The 20,988-nt window shown below is 57.3% G+C and carries 17 protein-coding genes and 1 pseudogene; 12 read left to right on the forward strand and 6 right to left on the reverse strand.

Annotation, left to right across the window (positions count from 1 at the left end):
* The first annotated feature begins 3 nt into the window (after nt 1–3).
* From FJV80_RS30040 to FJV80_RS30060, 5 genes and pseudogenes are all read left to right on the forward strand, one after another.
* Entirely contained in the window at nt 4–1,101 is a 1,098-nt protein-coding gene (locus FJV80_RS30040) for a glycosyltransferase (protein ID WP_185973344.1), read from the forward strand.
* A gap of 144 nt (nt 1,102–1,245) precedes the next feature.
* The gene (locus FJV80_RS30045; RefSeq protein WP_185973343.1) at nt 1,246–2,757 is read left to right on the forward strand and encodes a discoidin domain-containing protein; all 1,512 of its coding nucleotides are present in this window, start codon (nt 1,246–1,248) and stop codon (nt 2,755–2,757) included.
* A gap of 71 nt (nt 2,758–2,828) precedes the next feature.
* Nucleotides 2,829–4,895: an FkbM family methyltransferase gene (locus tag FJV80_RS30050; protein ID WP_142878160.1), complete on the forward strand. Its 2,067-nt coding sequence runs from the start codon at nt 2,829–2,831 to the stop codon at nt 4,893–4,895.
* A 594-nt stretch (nt 4,896–5,489) separates the two neighbouring features.
* On the forward strand, nt 5,490–6,440 hold the full coding sequence (locus FJV80_RS30055) for a hypothetical protein (RefSeq protein ID WP_246689085.1): 951 nt from the start codon (nt 5,490–5,492) through the stop codon (nt 6,438–6,440).
* Between the two features lie 1,690 nt (nt 6,441–8,130).
* A pseudogene (locus FJV80_RS30060) lies at nt 8,131–8,694 on the forward strand (NADPH-dependent FMN reductase); the annotation flags it as partial.
* Between the two features lie 751 nt (nt 8,695–9,445).
* Here the strand turns inward: FJV80_RS30060 and FJV80_RS34745 are convergent.
* Nucleotides 9,446–9,595 carry a hypothetical protein gene (locus tag FJV80_RS34745; protein WP_185973342.1) on the reverse strand — a complete coding sequence of 50 codons (150 nt, stop codon included), beginning with the start codon at nt 9,593–9,595 and terminating at the stop codon, nt 9,446–9,448.
* Nucleotides 9,596–9,672: 77 nt separating this feature from the next.
* Between FJV80_RS34745 and xth the strand changes: the two genes are divergently transcribed.
* Complete coding sequence (gene xth / locus FJV80_RS30065; protein WP_095789569.1) at nt 9,673–10,455, forward strand: exodeoxyribonuclease III; 783 nt, start codon at nt 9,673–9,675, stop codon at nt 10,453–10,455.
* A 74-nt stretch (nt 10,456–10,529) separates the two neighbouring features.
* Here the strand turns inward: xth and FJV80_RS30070 are convergent, their stop codons facing one another.
* Together FJV80_RS30070 and FJV80_RS30075 are read right to left on the reverse strand one after the other, a co-directional pair.
* On the reverse strand, nt 10,530–11,126 hold the full coding sequence (locus FJV80_RS30070) for a hypothetical protein (protein WP_095789570.1): 597 nt from the start codon (nt 11,124–11,126) through the stop codon (nt 10,530–10,532).
* 21 nt (nt 11,127–11,147) lie between these two features.
* Entirely contained in the window at nt 11,148–11,891 is a 744-nt protein-coding gene (locus FJV80_RS30075; protein ID WP_142878161.1) for a DUF4142 domain-containing protein, read from the reverse strand.
* A gap of 702 nt (nt 11,892–12,593) precedes the next feature.
* Here FJV80_RS30075 and FJV80_RS30080 point away from each other — a divergent pair.
* Nucleotides 12,594–14,705, forward strand: a complete 2,112-nt coding sequence (locus FJV80_RS30080) for a catalase (RefSeq protein WP_142878162.1) — start codon at nt 12,594–12,596, stop codon at nt 14,703–14,705.
* Between the two features lie 607 nt (nt 14,706–15,312).
* Here the strand turns inward: FJV80_RS30080 and FJV80_RS30085 are convergent.
* A complete protein-coding gene (locus FJV80_RS30085) occupies nt 15,313–15,690 on the reverse strand; it encodes a hypothetical protein (protein ID WP_246689086.1) in 378 nt (125 codons plus the stop codon).
* Between the two features lie 91 nt (nt 15,691–15,781).
* Nucleotides 15,782–15,970 (reverse strand): hypothetical protein, encoded by a 189-nt coding sequence (locus FJV80_RS30090; protein WP_142878163.1) that lies wholly within the window; start codon nt 15,968–15,970, stop codon nt 15,782–15,784.
* Between the two features lie 12 nt (nt 15,971–15,982).
* Between FJV80_RS30090 and FJV80_RS35380 the strand changes: the two genes are divergently transcribed.
* From FJV80_RS35380 to FJV80_RS30115, 5 genes are all read left to right on the forward strand, one after another.
* A complete protein-coding gene (locus tag FJV80_RS35380; protein ID WP_246689087.1) occupies nt 15,983–17,041 on the forward strand; it encodes a plasmid partitioning protein RepB C-terminal domain-containing protein in 1,059 nt (352 codons plus the stop codon).
* A gap of 370 nt (nt 17,042–17,411) precedes the next feature.
* Nucleotides 17,412–17,615, forward strand: a complete 204-nt coding sequence (locus tag FJV80_RS30100; RefSeq protein WP_095776116.1) for a CsbD family protein — start codon at nt 17,412–17,414, stop codon at nt 17,613–17,615.
* 205 nt (nt 17,616–17,820) lie between these two features.
* Nucleotides 17,821–18,003, forward strand: coding sequence for a hypothetical protein (locus tag FJV80_RS30105; protein WP_142878164.1), 183 nt, complete (start codon nt 17,821–17,823; stop codon nt 18,001–18,003).
* Nucleotides 18,004–18,052: 49 nt separating this feature from the next.
* Nucleotides 18,053–18,358, forward strand: a complete 306-nt coding sequence (locus FJV80_RS30110; RefSeq protein ID WP_142878165.1) for a DUF982 domain-containing protein — start codon at nt 18,053–18,055, stop codon at nt 18,356–18,358.
* 22 nt (nt 18,359–18,380) lie between these two features.
* A complete protein-coding gene (locus FJV80_RS30115; RefSeq protein ID WP_095776118.1) occupies nt 18,381–18,665 on the forward strand; it encodes a DUF982 domain-containing protein in 285 nt (94 codons plus the stop codon).
* A gap of 1,172 nt (nt 18,666–19,837) precedes the next feature.
* Here the strand turns inward: FJV80_RS30115 and FJV80_RS30125 are convergent.
* Nucleotides 19,838–20,245: a DUF427 domain-containing protein gene (locus tag FJV80_RS30125; protein ID WP_142878166.1), complete on the reverse strand. Its 408-nt coding sequence runs from the start codon at nt 20,243–20,245 to the stop codon at nt 19,838–19,840.
* Nucleotides 20,246–20,988 lie beyond the last annotated feature (743 nt).

The raw sequence follows: 20,988 nt of genomic DNA on the forward strand, positions 1-20,988 counted from the left end.
CTGGTGAAAGTCGCCGTCTACACCATAGCGTTGAATGAGGCCGCAAACGTGGAGCGCTGGGCCAACTCGGCCGTCGACGCCGATTATCGCATTGTCGCTGACACCGGCAGTACCGATGACACGGTGGCGCGGCTGACCGCTGCCGGCGTTACCGTGCACCGGATAGCGGTCCGCCCGTGGCGTTTCGACGATGCCCGCAACGCAGCCATGGCGCTAATCCCGCCCGACGTCGATGTCTGCTGTACAATGGACATGGATCGATTTCTCGAGCCCGGCTGGCGGCCGAAGCTCGAGGCGGCCTGGACGCCCGAGACGACAGCCCTCTATTGCCAGACGGTCTACAGATCGAGTGTCGATGACCCTACGCCGCTGCGAAGCTGGCCGGCGAAGAATTTTCACCATCGCTGGGGATATCGTTTCAAGCGGCCAGTGCATGAGGCCTTGTTTTTCACCGGCGATCGAGAGGTCACCACGAACAGCAACGACATTGTCATGTTCGAAGTGCAGGACCTCACCAAGCCAACAAGGAGCAGCTACCTGCCACTGATGGAGGTTGCGCACAAGGAAGATCCCGACGACGCGCAGATCTGCTTCTGGCTCGGGCGGGACTTGATGTGGGCCAACCAACAAGAGCGGGCCGTTCAACTGCTTGAGCGCTACCTTGAATTGCCGACAAGCAAGTGGGCGGAAGAACGATCCGAGGCGATGCGCTATATCGCGCGCATGCGGCCAGAGCAGAAATTGTCCTGGCTGGACAAGGCGAGGATGGAAGCACCGCACCGGCGCGAGATCTGGCTTGACCTGGCCGAAGAGTTTCATGGCAAGGCCGACTGGTTGAATCTCTTCTGGGCCAGCACCAATGGGATCGAAAAGACCTACCGCACAGGTAGTTACCTTGACGACGCGAACTGCTGGGGGTTTCGGCTGTACGACCTTGGCGCCATCGCGGCATGGCGCCTCAATGTCATGGACCGCGCCGTGGAATGGGGACAAAGGGCGCTGAACTTGGACCCGGAGAACAACAGGTTGAAAAATAACCTGCAACACTTCTGTCAGTTGAAGAATATTGCGCAAGGTGGTGCAACTGTTAAACAGTTTTGATGTGGGGTTCGAAAATCCGTCAGTAAGTATGGCGGGACGGGGACTACGGAGGCGTGTGGCGCGATGATGCAGTTGACGAAAGATAATCACTTTACGCGCAGGCGCGTAGTCGTTATGAGGCATCGAGGCAATTTAGCAAATAAAATGATCCAGTATATGGGTGCTCTAACAATATCTAAGCGGGTTGCGAATTGTAGCATTGTTAACGTTTCGATTCCGGAGTGGGATCTGGAAATTCCCGACGATACGCAGAATGAACACTTTTTTGATAATATAGATCTATGGACCTGGGACGCTTTCCGGCCTCACATTAATGAGATTTGCGTTCTTGCGAACCGGAGCGAGTCGGTCCGCATAATGATGGCCGACCATCTGCAGAGGATGGAGTTCCTTGAGCCGCCTCACGTCTATCAACCGCTTTTCCCTTACAGTCCCCCCTCGCGGAAAATCGGCGAAAGTGACTTGCTGATTAATGTTCGTACCGCTGAAATTCTTCAGGGTGTACCCCACTATCCACTGCTTCCAATAGAGTTTTATGAGGATGTGATCGCTTCGACAGGGCTAAATCCGGTGTTTGCCGGACAGCTCGCCGATTCAGAGTACGTACGACAGCTTAAATCTCGCTTCCCGAAAGCTATATTTTACGACAGCCAAGGGCCTAGGGCGGACTTCGATTTGATTCGTTCCGCAAAGAACATTGTCGTTGCGGTCAGTACGTTCTCCTGGTTAGCGGCGTGGCTTTCCCGAGCGCAGACGATCTTTCTTCCACTCAGTGGTTTCTACAATCCAGCGCACCATCGCGAGATCGATCTGCTGCCGGTTGACGACATTCGCTATAGATACTTTCTATTTCCGTTGAACTATGGATTGCCTGAGGAACAGAGCCTGGAATATCACCAACGGATATCAGGCAGATGGAAAGAAATATCGCGCAATCAGGTCGCGCTGCTGAAGACCGCCGCTCCTTTCCTGCGTGTGCCGAGGGAGAACTACGACAACGGCTTGCCGACGAGGGCGGCGCAGGGGTCTGCCATCACCTTCGACTCCGTCTGGTACGCGCACCGATACATCGACGCCGCAATGGAGATAAGCGAAGGGTGGTTCGAGGATCCGCTGCACCACTATCTCGAAGTTGGTAGACTGCGGGGCTACCAGCCGGTCCGCGAGCTTGAGGCGCAACCGCGCATAGACCTGTCGCTGCCGAATCTCGCGCTTAACAAGCGAGCCACTCAAAGTTCCGTGAGTCAATGGTCCAATGGCCGCACCGTGGAGGAAGACGCGGGGAATGCCGCAAACGGAAATCCAGCGAAAGTGCTGGGATTTCACACTAACAATACCGAAAATCCGTGGTGGATGGTTGACCTTGAACAGCTAGCTCAAGTGTTAGCTATTAGGATATTCAATCGTGACAATATTCCAGAGTGGATGCAGCGACGAGCCTCGCCACTGATTGTGGAGGGATCAACAGATGGAGAGCGATGGACGTTGCTCTTCCGCACCGAGCCCGGGCAGGTCTTTGGCGGGTGCAGCAGCGGCCGCCCATTGCTGTGGAGCGCCGAGGAACCGGTCCTGATCCGCTTCGTGCGGATTTCGATTCCACGAAGGGAGTATCTGCACTTATCGGAAGTCGAAGTCTATGGCCACTTCCAGTGCTAAACTCGATTCCGAGAAGGACCAATTTGAAGTAGGTAGAGGGCCGAATGAACTGCTAGGTATCGGAGGATGGCGTGCCGACAGAACAACCAGGATCGCCGATGCGTGTGTTCACGACGCACGGAACCGTTCTGAATGTTGATCCGACGACAGGTGAGTTGCGGCACGGCTCCCCCGCAATCAGCCCGCCGAATGCGAGACTCGTGTTTGATGGACCGCGCGCCCAAATCATGCACGTCGTATTGACGACGCTTCACCCGATAGCCTGCTCAACCAACCATTCCTGGTCTATTGTAGGGCCGTTGGGAGCGGGAACTACCGCAACTTCAACCGTTCTTGAAGTGGTGCGTCTTGACGGAGGCCAGATTGCACTCAAGGCGCTAGGCGCCTTTCTCAGTGCAGAATCTGATGGGCGGATCACTCTTTCGCGCACGGAATGCGGCGCGTGGGAGAGGTTCACGCTTCGCGAACCTGACGTGGCAAAGCAGCTAAAGATCGCCGCGGTTACGATGGTATACAACGAGAGAGTGTTCCTGCCAATCTGGCGACGGCACTACGGGCGGGCCGTCGGTGAAGAAAACCTATTCGTTCTAGACCACGGGTCGGACGATGGGAGTACAAATAACTTAGGACGTGCAAATACCGTTCGTGTCCCTCGAGACAAATTTGATGAGTACCAAAGATCGGCATTTGTAAGCAGATTTCAAGCGAGTTTGCTCTGCTACTACGACGCGGTGATATTCTCGGACGTTGATGAGATATTGATTCCGGATCCAGCGCTGTTTGCCGGACTCGTAGATTTCGTGGGGCGGCAGTGTGACCAGTTTGTCACTGCCCTTGGTGTCGAGGTGCAGCATCTGCAGAATGTGGAGCCGAATATCAACCTAAGTCGCCCGATATTGTCTCAAAGGCGGTACGTTCGATTTGCTGCAGATTATTGTAAACCTCTAATCTCTAGGATTCCACTGACGTGGGATCCTGGATTTCATAGTTGCCAGTACCCTCAGTTGGTAAACAGAAGCCTGTTCCTCTTTCATCTTAAAGCGATGGATCGAAACCTGGCTCTCGAGAATTTACGAAAGACTCAGTCCATTCAATGGGCGGAAAGTTCGTTGGGGACGGGCCATGGTACGCAATTTAGACTAAGCGAAGATGAATTTATAAGAAAAATGTTTCCATATTCTCTTGAAGAAGTTAATGCGTCTCTCATAGGAGACTTCGATTTTTCCGATGATTTATCCCGATTAAGAATAGATCGTGCCAACACGTCTCAAAGTTTCAAAGGTGGTTTTGCGATTGTTCCGGACAGATTCCTCAACATGATCGACGCTTCAGTTCCAGCATCTGTGCCTGCAAGACCCGAAGTGAGAACCGCCGACAGCTGGAGGTCGTGGACTAGTCGGTCGGGGCGCGATCTAGATCTTGGCAAACACCTCGTGGTAGCGGATATCGGAGCGGCCGGTGGCCTTCAGCAGTCATGGTCAAAAGTTGAGGATCGCATTGTTGCGGTGATGTTCGAACCAAACCCGGCAAGGGCAGTTGAACTTAGGAAAAGCTCGAACAGGTTTGCGGAGGTCGTGGTAATTCAGAGCGCTCTCGGCGAAGCCTCTGGTATATCGACTTTGTATTTGACCAAAAGTAGTGGTTGCTCGTCGACGCGTTTGCCTAATCGAACGTTCCTCGATCGATATTCGGTGAGACCGGCGTTTGATATAATGTCGAATATTGATGTCGAGGTGAAAACCTATTTAGAATTATTTCTGGCCGGCGAAGTCCCGCCGCCTGATGTTATCAAAATAGACACGCAAGGGACGGAATTTGAAATTCTCAAAGGATTTGGGGATCTGCTCAGCGGATGCTTGGGCTTGCAGTTGGAAGCACACCTATATCCGATTTACGAGAAGCAGAGACTTTTTCACGATCTTGTAATGTTGCTCGACGGATTCGGATTAGTTCTACGAAGAATTTCGCCCGTCGACCACTTCGATGGCGACGTCGCGGAATTAGATGCGTGGTTTACTGTCCGGCAGGAACGCATTGCGCAATTGGATGTTGCGAGCAAATGGAAGCTCTCGGTAATCTGTTCCGAGTGGGGACTCACCGAGCAGGTGCGGCAGTTCCCACCTTCAACAGAATGGTAGGGCTTCCAGTGCGGTACGCGCTGCGACAGCTGGCGAACTTAAGAGTCCCGTCACAACACATAATTCGCATTGCGAGCGGGATTCGGCAAAAGTGAGAGTTGGTCGGCTCGGAGCTCGATGGGCGCGGGCAAGGATGGTGCGGTCTGGAGGCAGTCTCGCAGGTCTCCGCCAATGGCTTGGCGCGATCGTGCGCGAGCGCTATCCGAAAGCCCGCGAGCTGACCATCGCGATGGCGGCGGCTCAAATGGAACGGGTGTCCGGGTATAGAAGGTCGAGTAGCAAAAGCTCGGCGACGGGCCTAGTGCTCCACGTCCATCACTATCCGCCCGGCACGTCGATAGCGCGACTTATCAAAAAGGCTCACGTCCGGAGCCGGGATGAAGACACGCGGCTACGCGTTCCATCCTGAATGGGACTGCACCATCCGTCCGCTATCAGCTGCCCATCGGCGCGCCGATCCGAGGCGATCCTTGGGAGTAGCTCAGCTCTGCCCAGGGGGGACACCTCGTGCTTTCGGCTTACCTAGTCAAACAGTGTGGAACCCTGAGGTCGAAGTGCGCGTTCCCACTCACGGACACGCTCTGTGATTTTCGCATGATGCTCCTCATTATGATGGATCGGACATCAGGAATCGAAATGCGGCGACGGGATTTCGTTACCCTGTTTGCGGGCTCAGCAGCCGGAAGCCTAGCCCCTGCGACGCTGACTCAGTCAGGCGGTTGGGGCACGAGCGGCGCGGCCACCACATCGCCTTATCCTACCGCCACCTCCCTACTCTCCGCCCCCATCGAACTCGCAGGCAACTGGGGCCACATGCTGCCGCGCGCAGCTGAGCAAGTCGTAGAGCGCATGCGGCACGCCTGCCTGGATGGCGTCCGCCTGGTCTCCGATCGCCAGCCGACCCGGCTTCGCGTCGACGAGCATACGTCAGGCCCACCGTCCGTCTGGCTGCATCCGGACGGCAGCACCATGGCGTGGATCATTGTGGATATTGGCGAGCGCGACTGGTCGAAGCTTGCCTACCAGTTCGGGCATGAGCTCGGCCACGTCACCGCCAACAGCTGGCAGGCCGAGGCCAAGCCGTCACCACCCTGCCAGTGGCTCGAGGAAGCGATGGTCGAAGCCTTCTCGCTGCGCGGGCTGGGCCGCCTGGCGATGGACTGGAAGCAGAACCCGCCCTTCGCCGGCGACAACGCCTTCGGCGATGCCATTGCCGGGTATCGTCAGAACATTATCCGAGGCTATACCACGCTGGCCGACAGCCAAGCGCTCACGGGCAACGCCGCGGCGTGGTTTGCGGACAATCGCAGCGAAATCGAAACACCGGGCCTCAATCCTTTCGCCCAGGCGATGTCGGTGACCATCCTCGCCGAATACGACCGCGCACCAGGCTGCGTCGAGGCACTGGGCTCACTCAATCGCTGGCCCGGTCGTACCGGTATCCCGATTGCCGAGTATCTGCAGCGCTGGGAGGCGAGCTGTGTTGAGTTGCAGGCTTCGCCGAGATTGCCAGTCCGCCTGCGCGAGCTGTTGCGCATAGTCTGATCAGCAGCAAACCCGCCACCCGTCATCTCCGGAGACCGCACGGGAACCAGCAGGAGGCAAAGGCTTCGCGACGATCGAAAAAGCTCGTGCGAACGCCCGTCCGTTGCCCGCATCGCTCGATGGTAAAGGGGGCGGGGTTCGGTTCAGCCTGCCGCCAAAACCGAGCTTCCCTCCTAGGCTTTTTGCTTTGCGGCCCTGTACTCAGCCTCCCAAGGCAACGCGTCGAAGTCTGGCTTGTAGCCGCCGGATCTGTAGGCGTCCTGGCTGATGTAACTAGCCTTGGCCCGCTCTACGATGCAGGCAAATGGTGGAATTCCTGGGCACCGGTAAAGGCCAACTGCTTCCATGACGGTCCTCCATGCGGCCCGATGCCTATAGATTGGGATGTGAATAGGAGCCGGGAATAACCGACGGGCTGTTTGTGAGCACGGCCCGCCGGCTGGTCGACGTATGCGCCAATGCAAATATGCGCGAAGCATGCATATGAAGGAGGGGGGCCATTAATGACCGACAAGCCTGACGACCTACTGGTCAATGTCTTCGACAAGGCGCACTGGCGCACCGTGGTGTTGACCCCCAAAACAAACACAAGGCGCTCGACATGGCGTTGCCGTCCCATTTCGGGACAGGGGCGCTGGCAGCGATCTTGCATTGGACCAGGCACCGGGTCATCCCGGGCCTGATCACGCTCCTGATTAGGCAGCAGGCTCGCCGGGCTAAAGGTGGCTGGGGTCTTGCCCGGCGAGTTGTTGCCACGTCATCCAATCGTTGAACTGGGCAATTCCGTTGCAGGCTGCCCGGAATGGCGCCCGACGGACTGCCCGCTTTTCAGGTCCGCCGCGCATCACACACAGGGATCGTCGGCCCCATCATCGGCGATTGTGTACGCGAATACTCGCCCACCATTTTCGTCAGTCACGCGGATCCAATCTGTCTCCCATTTTTGGGAGATTGACCTGCGTGAATTCATGATCAATGCAGCCGCGTCTGGACTACATGCTTCGATTGCCTTCGATCTAACAATTCGATCGAGGCACATCTCTGCGACGTCGTAAATTGGCATAGTTCACCCCCAACAACCCAAGCTTTCCCCAAAGAGTATCGCTCAGTATAGAAAAGGCCGCAAGCGGGGGCGCTGGACCTGCAAACGCGCGAAATCTTGCTTACGCCAACCATCGCGGCTATCCGGCATTCCCCAGTGGGTCCATACGCTAACCATCACTATGGCCGCGAAGAACCGAGGAAGCATCGGCGTCCAAGCCTGCGCGCCCGCGCCTGCAGAAACCGCACTGAGTCAACTTATGGGTTTGCCGTAATCGGAAGTGCCAGCGACGGAGCGGGCCGATCCATGTTTCCGGCCAGGAGAGTGACCGGATCAATGGCTTGCGTTTAAGCGCAGCGACCCCAGCCACAGGAGGCCGGCGATTAGCACAATCCACAAGAACGTATCGAGGTGGCCGTCCGCGGGATATGATTGCTGGTTAAAAAGGGTCGCCGTCAACGGGGCATTTGACCGGTATGACTGCCATATCGCCGAGCACGCCGACGTGGCGAATGCCTTGCCTGCCCGGCCAAGATTGATATCCAAAGCTTGTGATTGGCTTTGGACACCTGACGAAATTTTACTGGCTCCTACCCTTGATTAAGCGGATACTGCTGGTTGGGTCGGTGGGAAACGCCGGAGGGCTTCATGACCACGCATAAGGTCGGCTACCTGATCGGCAGCCTCGCCAATGCCTCGATCAATCGCAAGCTTGCAAAAGCACTCGTTCAGCTCGCCCCGCCAGAGCTTGAGATGTCGGAGATTTCCTTCAAGGATTTGCCGCTCTATAGCTACGACTACGATGCCGACTTTCCACCTGTCGCGCGCACTTTCAAAGACTCCATCGCCGCTGTGGAGGCAGTGCTTTTCATAACACCCGAGTATAACCGCTCGATCCCAGGCGGGCTGAAGAACGCGATCGACTGGGCAAGCCGCCCTTATGGAAAGAATTCCTTCGCTCGCAAGCCCTCGGCCGTCATTGGGACCTCGCCCGGCACTATCGGAACCGCCGTGGCCCAGCAGAACCTGCGGAGCGTGCTGAGCTTTTGCAATTCGCCGCAAATGAATGCCCCGGAAGCCTATATACAGTTCACGCCGGGCCTGATCACGGATAGCGGCGAAGTGACGGTTGAATCCACCGAGCAGTTTTTGCGCAACTACATGGCGGAGTTCCATATGTTCATTGCACGGGTACTTCAGGTGCTTCCTAAAAGACGCCTGACGTCGCCAGAATGGTACCAGTTCCTCTGCCTTCGGAGGACCGGGATTGATGGTCGGTCTTGGTCCGCTCGTGCTGAAGTACATCCTTGCCGCCGGCGGAAGGTACATGGGCGCCGCAGCTTCCCATATCGAGGCGGGGCAGCTGGAGGTCGTGGAAGGCGCGCCCGGGAATTCAACTATCCGGCCTATGCCGTCTATCCGGAAGCAAGCGAGGCGCGAGCCGACGCGCGGGATGCGCTACGCGGGTTGAAGCAGTTGTGAAATGATCGTCCCCAGGCGCCGGGCCACGGTCGGTGTGACTGGAAGGATGGAATGCTAACCGGACGGGATCGTTAGTCACTTACACTTCGATTAAGGCATGGGCCACGCCAAAGATGCCGGCCATGAGAACGGCGAAGAATGCCCAGCCCTTCAACGCGGCTCGAGCATCTTCAGGTTTAGCCTTCTTTCTGGTTGTCTTGACCCTGTCGAGAGCCCTCGCCAACGATCTAGCGTAGGCAGCGCTCCTGTCGACAGGAATGGAATTTCGCCAGTCGCGCGGGAGCAACTTTTGCAACGTCTCCGGCACTCGCCACGACAACCGGAACGGAAAAGCGTGCATGAGCTTATGAATAAATGAACACGCGCGGCGTCAACTTTCTGCCTAGGTGGAATGGAGAGAGGGAAAGCCTCTGGCGAATTGTTGTCTATGCGATCGAGAATTCGGGAGCGCCAAAGTGATATGTCAGCGCGCCGTTCGCTTTTACACCTGTGGATGGAGAGAAACGGTCTGCTTGATGGCCGGCGCGTGGACAATGCCGTCATAACGGAACTCGCGAAACGGCTCGTAATTGAAGCATAGGCAGAAGGCATTACCGACAAAGACATAATTGAAAATTGGGATGATCTTCATAGCAGCCTTATCGATATCATGCGGCGACGTCATCCACCCCCGAGATCAACACAATAGGTGGCGCAATGCGATCGACAATGACCCGTGTGTCAACGTTCAATGTGAATGGTGTAAACGGTCGGCTGTCTGTGCTGCTGAAATGGCTGTCCCAAACCCCTGCCGAAATCGTTTGTTTGCAGGAATTAAAGACATCGGACGAGAAATTCCCGGTCAACGCAATCGAGGACGCCGGTTTCGGCGCGATCTGGCACGGTCAGAAATCATACAACGGTGTTGCCATCCTGGCTCGCGGACGAGTGCCCCTGGAACGGCGACGCGGTCTGCCGGGCGACCCGGACGACACGCACAGCCGCTATCTCGAGGCCGAGGTCGATGGTCTGATCGTCGGCTGTCTTTATCTGCCAAACGGCAATCCGGCGCCGGGACCAAAATTCGAGTACAAGCTTAGATGGTTCGACCGTCTGATTGCCCACGGACACCTGCTGCTCCAGGAAAACGTGGCGACGGTTCTGTGTGGCGACTACAATGTCGTCCCAACCCCAATAGACGCGGTGGTGCCGCAGCGCTGGGTTGGAGACGCGGTGTATTTCCCCGAGAGTCGCAAGGCATATGCTGACATGTTGGCCAGCGGATGGGTCGACGCCGTACGCACAATGCATCCGGAAAAAGGCATCTACACCTACTGGAATTTCTCCTACCAGGGCGGTTACGATCGCAGCTCCGGCTTGCGCATGGATCATCTTCTGGTGAGTCCGGCGCTTTCCAGCCGGATTCACGCAGCTGGCGTCGATGTTGAATTGCGCGGATGGGAGAAACCAAGCGACCATGCTCCCGCCTGGGTCGACCTCAAGGGTCGCTAGCCGCTTAGGCGCTCGGGTAGATCGATCGGATCGAAGAGAAGGACAGGGCGGCTTTCGCCGCCCCGCGGTTTACATCAGAGATCGCGCCCGCGTCCGACCCGGCGGAGGTCTTCCTCAGGGTAGACGTCGGCCTCTGGATCGAAACCGGTCCAGCCGCTGGCTTCGTACTCAGAGCGTCTGTCAGCGATGTCGACGGAGTTGTATTGCTTGAGGATCTGTTCGGCATTCGGGGCGAGGTTATCCTCGACCCTGGCCGTGACCATCGTTCCACCGCGACGGACACCCTCCGCATAAACATGGGCATCGTTTTCCGGGACACCTGCCTTCGTCATAGCCCCGATAATGCCGCCAGCTGCCCCACCGACCACGGCGCCACCGACCGCGCCGACAGCGGTGGCCGCCAGCCATCCTGCGGCAACGACAGGGCCAAGGCCCGGAATGGCCATCAACCCGAGGCCAGTCGCCAGGCCGCCGGCGCCGCCAATAACGGCGCCCAGGCCAGCTCCGGCGGCCGCATCCTCACCGGCCTCGGTTTCGTCGGCTTTGTACCACCCGGTCGCGTTGTTGGCCACGATGCTGATCTCATCGCGAGGCACGCCCGTTGCAACAAGTTCGCCCATGGCATCGTTGGCATCGTCATAGTTGTCGAACAATCCTGTTATGGTTTGCATCTCATTGTCCTTTGTTTCTGATTACTGAGTGCCGGCAACGACGTTGCCCTGATAGTCGAGAGCGACTGGGGTGGACTTGCCGTCCTTGCTCGCCGTTCCCCGCCAGATGCCCTTGTCGTCCTTCTTCAGAGCAGAGACGTCGGCATAACCGGCCTTCTCGATCGCGCTCTTTGCCTGGCCTTCCGTGAAGCTGTTGGCGCCGGGTAAAGGAGCTGCGGGATTGTTGGCGCCGCTGCTTGTGACCGCAGGCGTGGTGCTCTCGCCGGCAGGGGCCTTGGTTGCAAGCTTCTGGATCATGTCCTGATGCATCTTCAGCGTGGGCAACGTCTCCGATGCGAAGGCTTTCAGGGCGGGATTGTCGCCATCCTTCGCGTACGTCTCGAACAGATTGACTGCATCGGCATGCGCCGCCTTCTGCAAGTCCGCATACGGCCTATCGACCGGTGCTGGGGCTGATTTCAGCTTGTCGACGTCGCTCTTGTGAGAAGCATCGAGATCGGCAGGCACCTGCAGTTTCTGCTCGCCGGCGATGCTTTCGAGCTTAGCGTTGGCAGCCCCATGATCGGAGATCATCTTCTGGGCGAAATCCTTGAGCGTCTGATCCTGAATCTTGTCTTGGACGACCTTACTCGACTGGACTTCGAACATTCCGCCAATCGCGGCCTTGGTTACGAAGTCTTGCGCGGTTTCGGCGGCGAGCGACGGCAATGCAAACGCCAGTGAGGTGGCGAGCGATAGAGACGTCAGGCGAAAAGAATTTCTCATGCAGCTACTCCTTCGTTGGCGATGACGATGACAGGCAAACCTCCCGGACTTTGCTTGGTTCCAATGGAAAAACGCTCGGGCCGATTGTGAAGCGAGTGGGGTGCTTTACCCCCCGATCGAGACTTTAGGTTGGAGAGACGGTTGCCAGATCCTTCACATGGATGATGTCACGGCAGACAGATCGAATACCGATATCGAAGCTGGCCCGCATTATAGGGAGCAGCGCGGAAGACGAGTGCCGACCCTCACCTCATGTCAGGCTAGCCGGGAAGCGTTATGCGCTGACTTGGAAAGCCCCAGTGAGATTTCGGTGAGCGTGATGCTTTATGCCGCCTTCCCCGGTTGAACCTGCCATGGTTCGTGCCGCGCCAGCTGCACTAGCCAGGAGCAGTTACGCGGTCCCGTTTCAGCGAGGCGAAAGCGTCGCGTTGCCATCAGTAGATCGAGGGCGGCGTTCTTTGCCGTGCCCCTGCACGCGTTCGCAATGACCGATCGCCCATTAAGAACCGCGCAAGCTAACTCCTCCGCGTGTAGCGCGCCAACGGTCGCTAACCGCGCAGTGACGGCAGCTGCCCTCAAATCCCTTCGTCATCAGTCCAATTAAAGAAATCCGACAACTCGCAGTTTCGGGCGGAACCTGTCGCTTCTGCGCTGGTTGCTGAGCAGCTTGTTCAGTGAAACTGTTCCCTCAAGGAGGACCATATGGCGCGCAGGGCGACGACCAAGAAGATCAATACTGCAACCATCCATGATCAGACCCTTGTAAGAGGGGAGGGTGGAGAGCTACACCAACTTGCTGGAAGCAGCGACAAGGCCCTGACCACCGCGCAGGGAAGCCCAATCGCCGACGACCAGAACTCTCTCAAGGTCGGCGCGCGCGGGCCAACTCTCATCGAGGATTTCCATTTCCGAGAGAAGATTTTTCATTTCGATCATGAACGCATCCCCGAGCGGGTGGTGCATGCGCGTGGATATGGCGCGCACGGTTTCTTCGAGACCTACAAATCGCTAGCCAAATACACGCGCGCGGATATTTTCCAGCGCGCCGGCGAGAAGACACCGGCGTTCGTGAGATTTTCCACCGTCGCAGGAAGCAAGGGCTCATTCGACTTGGCTCGCGATGTGCGGGGATTCGCGGTCAAGCTCTACACGCAGGAAGGAAATTGGGACATCGTCGGCAACAACATCCCAGTTTTCTTTATTCAGGACGCCATCAAATTTCCCGATGTGATCCACTCCGTGAAGCCTGAGCCAGACAGGGGATTTCCGCAAGCGCAGTCGGCACACGATACATTTTGGGATTTTATCAGCCTGACGCCGGAATCGATGCACATGGTCATGTGGGTGATGTCGGATCGTGCTATCCCACGCTCATTCCGCTTTATGCAGGGTTTCGGCGTTCACACATTCAGGCTGGTCAATGCGTCAGATGAATCCACTTTCGTGAAATTCATCTGGAAACCAAAGCTCGGCATGCAGTCTGTCATGTGGAACGAAGCCGTGAAAATCAACGGCGCCGATCCGGACTTCCACCGCCGGGATCTTTGGGACGCGATAAAGTCGGGCAATTTCCCGGAATGGGAGCTCTGCGTCCAGCTCTTTGACCAGGAGTTTGCGGACGGTTTCGACTTCGATGTCCTCGATGCGACAAAGCTGATCCCCGAAGAAGTCCTTCCACCGATCCCCGTTGGCCGATTGGTCCTTGACCGGATGCCCGACAATTTCTTTGCCGAGACGGAGCAGGTCGCGTTTATGACGCAGAATGTCCCTCCCGGCGTCGACTTCAGCAACGACCCTCTTTTGCAGGGCAGGAATTTCTCCTACCTGGACACCCAATTGAAGCGCCTTGGAAGTTCCAACTTCACCCACCTGCCTATCAATGCACCGAAATGTCCCTTCCATCATTTCCAGCAGGACGGGCACATGGCGATGCACAACCCCACAGGACGGGCCAACTACCAACCGAACTCCTTTGGTGAAGGGCCCAGGGAGTCACCTGACCGAGGATTCCGATCCTTTGCCGACGGCGAGGACGGCCAAACGGTGAGACTGCGCCCCGAAAGTTTCGCGGATCATTACAGCCAGGCAATCCAGTTCTTCAACAGCCAGAGTTCTACCGAGCAGCGCCACATCGCAATGGCCCTCGCGTTCGAACTGAGCAAGGTCGAGGCACCGGTTATCCGAGAGCGAATGATTGCTCATCTCCTCAACATTGATGAGGGCTTGGCACAGACGGTGGCGGACAAAGTTGGCATCGCCGACATGCCTAAGGCGGCGGACGCTGCCGTGACACCGCGAAAGGATCTGGAGCCGTCTCCTGCCTTGAGCATCATAGAAAATGGCCCTGACAGTTTTGAAGGACGCAAGGTCGGTGTGCTCGTCAGCAATGGTATGGATGCTGCTCTTTTCACCGCGCTGCAAGCGGCCCTAGAGGCGGAGGGAGCAACAATGGAGGTGATCGCGCTGAAAGCAGGCAACGTAGTCGCCGACGATGACACTACGATCGTCGCCAGGCACATTGTGGATGGCGGGCCGTCGGTGCTCTTTGACTCGGTTGCTCTGCTGTTAACGGAAGAAGGTGCGGAACTGCTGACGAGGGAAGCGGCGGCGCGGGATTTCGTGGCAGACGCGTTTGCGCATTGCAAATTCATCGGGTTCACACCAGGGGCATTGCCTTTGCTTATGAAAGCTGGCGTTGACTCCGCCGCCGATGAAGGCCTCGTTCCGTTAACGGACGCCGGCGCCGTGGACGCGTATGTTGAATCCTGCAGAAAGCTGCGGCTTTGGGCGAGGGAGGCCAGCGTAAAAGTGTAGGACGATAGCGAAGAACGCCACCGCACGCGAAAAAGATGCTCGCCACAGCATCAGCACAGCGATGGTCTGGGTCTGGTGGGTTTTCGTCAGCGTGCCAACCTGCACAAAGATACGCGGCGATACCGAGACAACTACTTGATTTAAAACAATAAAAATGGTTCCATAATGTATGTTATGCAACTTTACATTGTAGCATCTATTTAGTAATGCGGTTAGAGATGCGACACTTCCCGCTTCCGAGGCTGGTCAACATGAAGGGAACCTGACGCGGTCATTCCGAATACCGCGTTGCAGCACGTTTCGAAAAGGCACTATTCGCCGTCATTACCAATTGTATGGCTCAGATGACTCTACACATTTCCAGGCAGGCCGGGACTTCTACGAGCAAAGCAGCCCTTTCCGACAAGGCAGGCGATGAAGGGGCGCAAGCGCGTATTGAGCGAGCGTCTTCAGCCCTTTTCGCGGTAGCCGGCGGTGCGCGGCGAAGGCGGCCAGGACTTCGTCCTTCTCGGGCTTGGCAATCTTAAAGTGGTCCAACGTGCGCCCGAGCTCCGCTGCGACCTCATCGAATGCCGGGGGCGAGATTTTCAGCCGGCGGTGGGCTTCCTCAAGGCCGAGCGGCGTCGAGCCCGGCCACAAACTTGTAGGGCCCGCCCGAAACGTCGCAGCCCCAAAGTGTGCGCATGAACTTAAGACCGGGCAGCCGTTCGAGGTTCTTACTGTGCCATTGCCGTAGCTGCGGGTTCTTGGACTTCTGGCCGACAATGGGATTCTTCACGACGGCGTCGCTGAAGTAGTTCACCACGGCAGCTATGGCGAACACGCCACCCAGCCGTTCATATAGACTTTTCTCAGGCGTGGTTTGCTTGGTCTGCGCCAGCGCATTGTGAGCTGGCAATATTGCGGTCGACGCGGCGGCCGCGCCCAACACAGCAACAGTGACGACGCCCCGTCTTGTAAAAGAGGTTGGAATAGCCGTTTTCATCTCTAATCTCCTCCCTGCTACGCCAGGGCAAGCTGCAGCCTGTCCGGTGGCTTCAATGAAGTCGTTTCGGTCATTTGATGCTCTTTGCCCGTCAGAAGAACTTGGCGCAGCCAACGGCTTCGTCAATATGAGCATTCGCTAATGTAACAGAAAGAGGTACCCGCGGGCCGAACATTTCCGGCACTATTATGGCGAGAAGCCGCGCCGCAGCCAGCGAGGCCGCTAACAATGCTTGCAAAACAGCGACCAGAGACACGCCCATAGCATTGCTGCCGATCAACCAGGGTCAAAGTTGAAGCTCTTCGCGCCCAAGCTCTTGGCAGCCTATGAAGCAGAGTGCCAACGCAAGCGCGATTTCATAAGAGAAGCCGTGGAAACTGAACAGCGGTTGGGCAGCCTGGTCGAAGCGCTTCGCCCGATAATGAGGGATAAAAGGTTTCAATCGTTGTTGGTGTCCGAGGGACTTGCCCCGATACCAAAATCCGTGGCCGAGAGGTTGCAAGGCGAGAAGTTCAAACCGGGAGCAGCAGCGCATGCCAGCAAGCCCTTTCTTGGCAAGAACGCAGGCCGTCAACCTGTCAGCGGGATCTGCCCGGACGTCCTCGATTTCCTCCAAGACTACCCTGTGAAGGTGAAAATCTTCGGCTTGCTGCGGCATGTGCTCCCCGACAGGCAGTTGGAAATTGCCCGACTGATGGTCGCCATGGAGCGGGTCACATTCACATACGCAAAGATCCTTATCGCTTTTACGCCGCGTCCGCTGCTGGCCGAGGGTTTCTATCCGGCGATGATTGCCAACGTGTCTGAAGACCAACCGGGCGCGATGACGCCGGAACTTGGCAGGCCAAGCTGTGAATTTCTGAGCGCTATGGAGCGACTTGGCCCTGTGAGCCTGGAACTGTTGGCGGCCGGCCGTTATTTGGACCGGCTGATGGGTAACTCCAGGGTCGTGCGCTACCTAGCCCATACTTTTCCCGGCAATTTTGAAGAGTTTCACAAGTTGTCGGGTGGCCATGCATTTTCCAACTCCCTCAGTTTGGCGGCAGGCTGTGGACCTAAGGCGAACCGGCCCGCCGCCATCGCAGTTCGTGCAGAAAAGCGCCCGCTCGCCCGAGCTGAACAGTATCCCGATCGAATAGCCGCAAATACCGCATCTAGTTATAAAACGAGCTCTCGGCCGCCGCGAAGAAAAGGTGGGCGCATAGCGCTCGTGGAACCACGTCGCCGACAACCTGTTCTCGAAATGGGTAATGGCAGGCGGCGTCAACACCATCATCAGGACTTTTTTCGCCATGATGCTCGGCATTCTTCTGGGTGTCGTCGCGGCCCTAGGGAGGAGGCGGGGCGTTAGGGTGGGGGCAGTCAGAGAATTGCTCACACCCAGAGGGCCTGTGTCCAACGCCACCATAACGTTCCACGAGTTTTGTGAATCCGTAGGCGAAGGCCACAAGAAGCACCAGGACAGCCACTATTCTGACGGCCATGAGACATTATAGCAGGATCGTCCCGCATAGGATCCCGCAATCCCGCTACCTTGTTCAAATCGTTAAACGCGTTGTCGAAAGGTGCCGGCTTTGCGCACGCCCAATAATTGCGGGATTGTCCATCCAGGGCTGGGCGGGCGCCCTTCTCCCCGGCCCCCGACGAGTCCAACAGGCCGGGCGGCCTGGAACTTCCCTGGCGAAACGACGTTCGATCTGTTTGTAACGAAGGAGGTCGTGATGGACTGGAACCGCGTCGAGGGAAACTGGAAGCAGGTGAAGGGCAAGGTCAAAGAACAGTGGGGGAAACTCACTGATGATGACCTTGATCGCATCGCCGGCAAACGCGATCAACTCGAAGGTAAGATCCAGGAGCGCTACGGCATCGAACGCGACCGTGTCCGTCGCGATATCGACGACTGGTACAACAGGCAAGGCTGGTAAGAAAATAGCCCGCCGCCTCCTTCGCGGCGGCGGGCTTGACCTTCGCCGGCCGGCCGGGCGCGTACGAGACCTGCAATGAGCCTAGCGGTCATGGAATAAGTCCTCGCAATCCTTTGACAACGCGATTTCTCCCTCCATCATCAGGCCAAGGCTCGGGGAAGTATCAAGCTCGGCAATGAGGTGGCATCAAGGCACTTGAAGCGGCATGATCAAGCTGCTCCATCCAACATTGGATGCGGCAAGGCGGCGAGCCCGCCACCAGACGGCCGCACGATGGTTGCGGGGGTGGAAGCCAAACGTGTTGCGCAAATTTTTTTCAGGCCTGTTTTTGACCGATCTTGACGGCCAAAATCCTCAGACCCATATCGCCGTCGGGCGTTCACCGTGAGGTGCGCCAGCATCAAAAACTCAGTTGTTCGTTCGACTTGGAGGATCCTATGAACGATCGGATTTTCGACAGCCCTGTTTTCGTAAACAGCGGCGGCAGTCTGGTACAGGAAATTGCTGATCTCGAGGACGCCCTGGAATTCCTCTACGAGTGGCCAAAGGAGAGACGGGGCGTTAGCTACCAAACCGCTCTTCGCGCCTGCCAGAGAGCGTTCGACAGCGACTACCCGCTTTCGGCCGCCCGCCAAGCATTTTGTGGATTCGCAAAGACAGCCAAGATCCATCAAGAAGTAACAGGTGCCATCCTATGGGTGGTTCCCGAAGGCCGGAGCCGAAGCGGCGGGTTGGTCACGTGAGCATGGGAGGAGGTAGTCAGCGATGCTATCAAAGCCTTTTGAACAACCGGTTCGCGTCTGGGTTGGGTTAGGCTTTCCCCGTCAACTCAACACAGTTGCCGAGGCCTATCAATTTGCAGTGGAGTGGTGCGGCAATAGCCCGGAACAGAAAGCGGCTATTCGAGCCTGCAAAGCCGCTTTGGTAGGCGATATCGACCCTGAAACCGCACGGGGCATTTTTACGGCCTTCGCTCGGAAAAAAGATATACTGATGGATGATGGGGTCACGACCCCGCCCCTCTCAACGTGGACGCCCGACCACGTCTAAGGCCAAAAAAGGCGGTTGCCACAGCCGGCGGCCGCCTTTCCCTCAATCTTGTTATTTTCACGAGAACGTTGATGGTAAAGGAAGCCGCAATTAGACCCCCAACTCATGAGGTAATCGCGACTCCGTATGACGCCGATTGCCAAGATGCCTTAACGTCCCATGTTGACGAGCTGATAACCCGCGCCGAAACAGCCGGTTGGGACCGAGTTCGTGTTGCTTCGGCGTTAATGTACTTGGGTGCCAAGCGGCTCACTTCAGCCTCTTAGGCAATGCCATAATCCTGGGACGGTGACGCCTATCTCGACTCGATCCCGCTCAATGTCTATTCCGGTGAAATCTTCCTCACCGTGGACTGCATCCCGATCCCAGTCATTCGTCTCATCCGGGGTTTTAACGGCGGCCTTCCGGATTGCGATCCCTGTCCTTGCGAGGCTTTTGTCCCGGAATGTCGCGCGATGATTTTGGTGCCATTGATTGGTTCCTTTTGCTGTGCCCAAGCGCCAACATGTCCAGCACACTTAGGTTCCCTCACCCCGCTGTGATCGTCTGGCCGGCCCGGTGCAGTCCTGAAGCGATGCATGAGGAGCGTCCTCCCCCTGCGCACGCGACCGCCTCTACCCTTAGCATCGTAACTCCGGCCGAGACATCCGAGTGGCCGAGCGCGTCCTTCCGGCCCTAAATCGGACACTTACAGCGAAGCCAGCCCTTGTTCGAACTGCCGGGAGGTGCGCGGGACGCTCGGAGGCAACAAAGTTCTGGCGTTTTATGGCGAGAGCGTGCCGCCGCTTTAGGGGGTATAGAGTGCAACGGCATGTCGTTTGCACGCGCTTGCCAAAGGTATCCCTGCGCTTTGTGGGTTGGCTGCCGCGGTAAAGAATCTCGCCTGCTCTGCAAAACTCCTTGAAGCGGCGAGCGCCTCTTTCCTGGGTGGCGATATTGCAGCGTGCGGCGGCGCCGGAATGCTCCTCAAAGCCCTCGCGGAGGCTTTGAGCAGTTGCAGCTTTGAGGGGTGGACAAAGAAGGCTAAGATCGGAACGACCAACCTTGGACGCTTTCCAGCCAGTCCATGCTTATTGTTTCGGCCCGCTGCGCAAACCTTGACCGACGCCCCGTCGTCAACCGATGCGCTGCTAATCGAGATCTCGGCGGTTCGTACCGCTTCCTCCACACAACTAATCGGGGAGGTGCGGCGTATGCTGCTTGTCCTCTGCCGGATCGGCGTCAATGCGAGCCTTTTGGGGGTCGAAAGCGCCGTGCCGGGCGATGGCCAGGGCGGCCCTTTCAGGAGTTTCATAGGCCCACATGAAATTATCGGCGGATGCTCCGGCTGCATGAACGCGCCAATAGCCAGCCGTGCCCCATGGGGACTCCGAGGCGGAGTTGGTTTTCTCGAAAAGCTCGAAATAGATATCCTCGAAAGGGATGTAGAAGACCGGATTTCGTCCGTCTTCGTAGAGCAGTTTTGCGCGCTCGCTGGATGCGACAATGGCGTCGGAGAATCTGACTGTCACTGTCCCATGAAAGGGAACGATGGCAGGCGCCATCGCAGAATGCTCGGGACTCAGGGGGGAGGTTTGCATTCTAGCTCTCCTTGACTGCGTGTCCCTGAAAACGTCGCTCTGTCATGCCAGTTCCTGCCAAGGACGCAATTGGCGCAAATCCTTTTACCCCTACGCGTTGTTCCTAGATGTTTTTAGTCCCGGCATTTTGCTGGATCAGGACGGGTTTGAAGCCTTCCCGGTGTCATGCCCCATTTGCAGGTCAAACCTTGAGGGTGCTGCTCCTGCGGGCGACGTCGTAGGCGGCGGCGAAGTAACGCGATGAGTTCGGAGTTGTCGTGGCTCTCGTCGCAGGAGCGCTTGAGGGTGGCGTCTCTGATGTCCGGTTCATTCTTCAGTGACGGCGTCGAGCCATAGCGGTGTTATGCGGCGAAAGCGACGATAACCGCCTCCTCCTAATCACGAGCACCGTCCATCTTGGTTCTTCGAGCCAGCAGGGAGATCGGCGATCGAAGCTCGCCTGTTCCGTCCTCGCCTTCCTCTGGTTGATCGCGAAGCCTGGCCAGAGCGCATCCCGTGAGAGCGCGCCCGAATGCCCGGGTGTCCTCATCACTTTCCGTCGTTCGGTCCCCACAGTGAGTTGCCGCTTGGGCGGAACCATATCGGCCTTGATACGTCGTAGAACCAGGTTCTGGTGGAGTGCATCTATGGTCAGGCTCCTTCTCCTCGTGGCTGCGGCGCTTGCCATCACTTGCGGCGGGACAGCGGCGGCCAAGCTGGACCTCGCCACTGTCAATCAAGCGCAATTCTCAGCCGAAGGATCG

Origin of the sequence: Mesorhizobium sp. WSM4310, assembly GCF_007003935.1 — a bacterium.
In the GTDB taxonomy this organism is placed as follows: Bacteria; Pseudomonadota; Alphaproteobacteria; order Rhizobiales; family Rhizobiaceae; genus Mesorhizobium.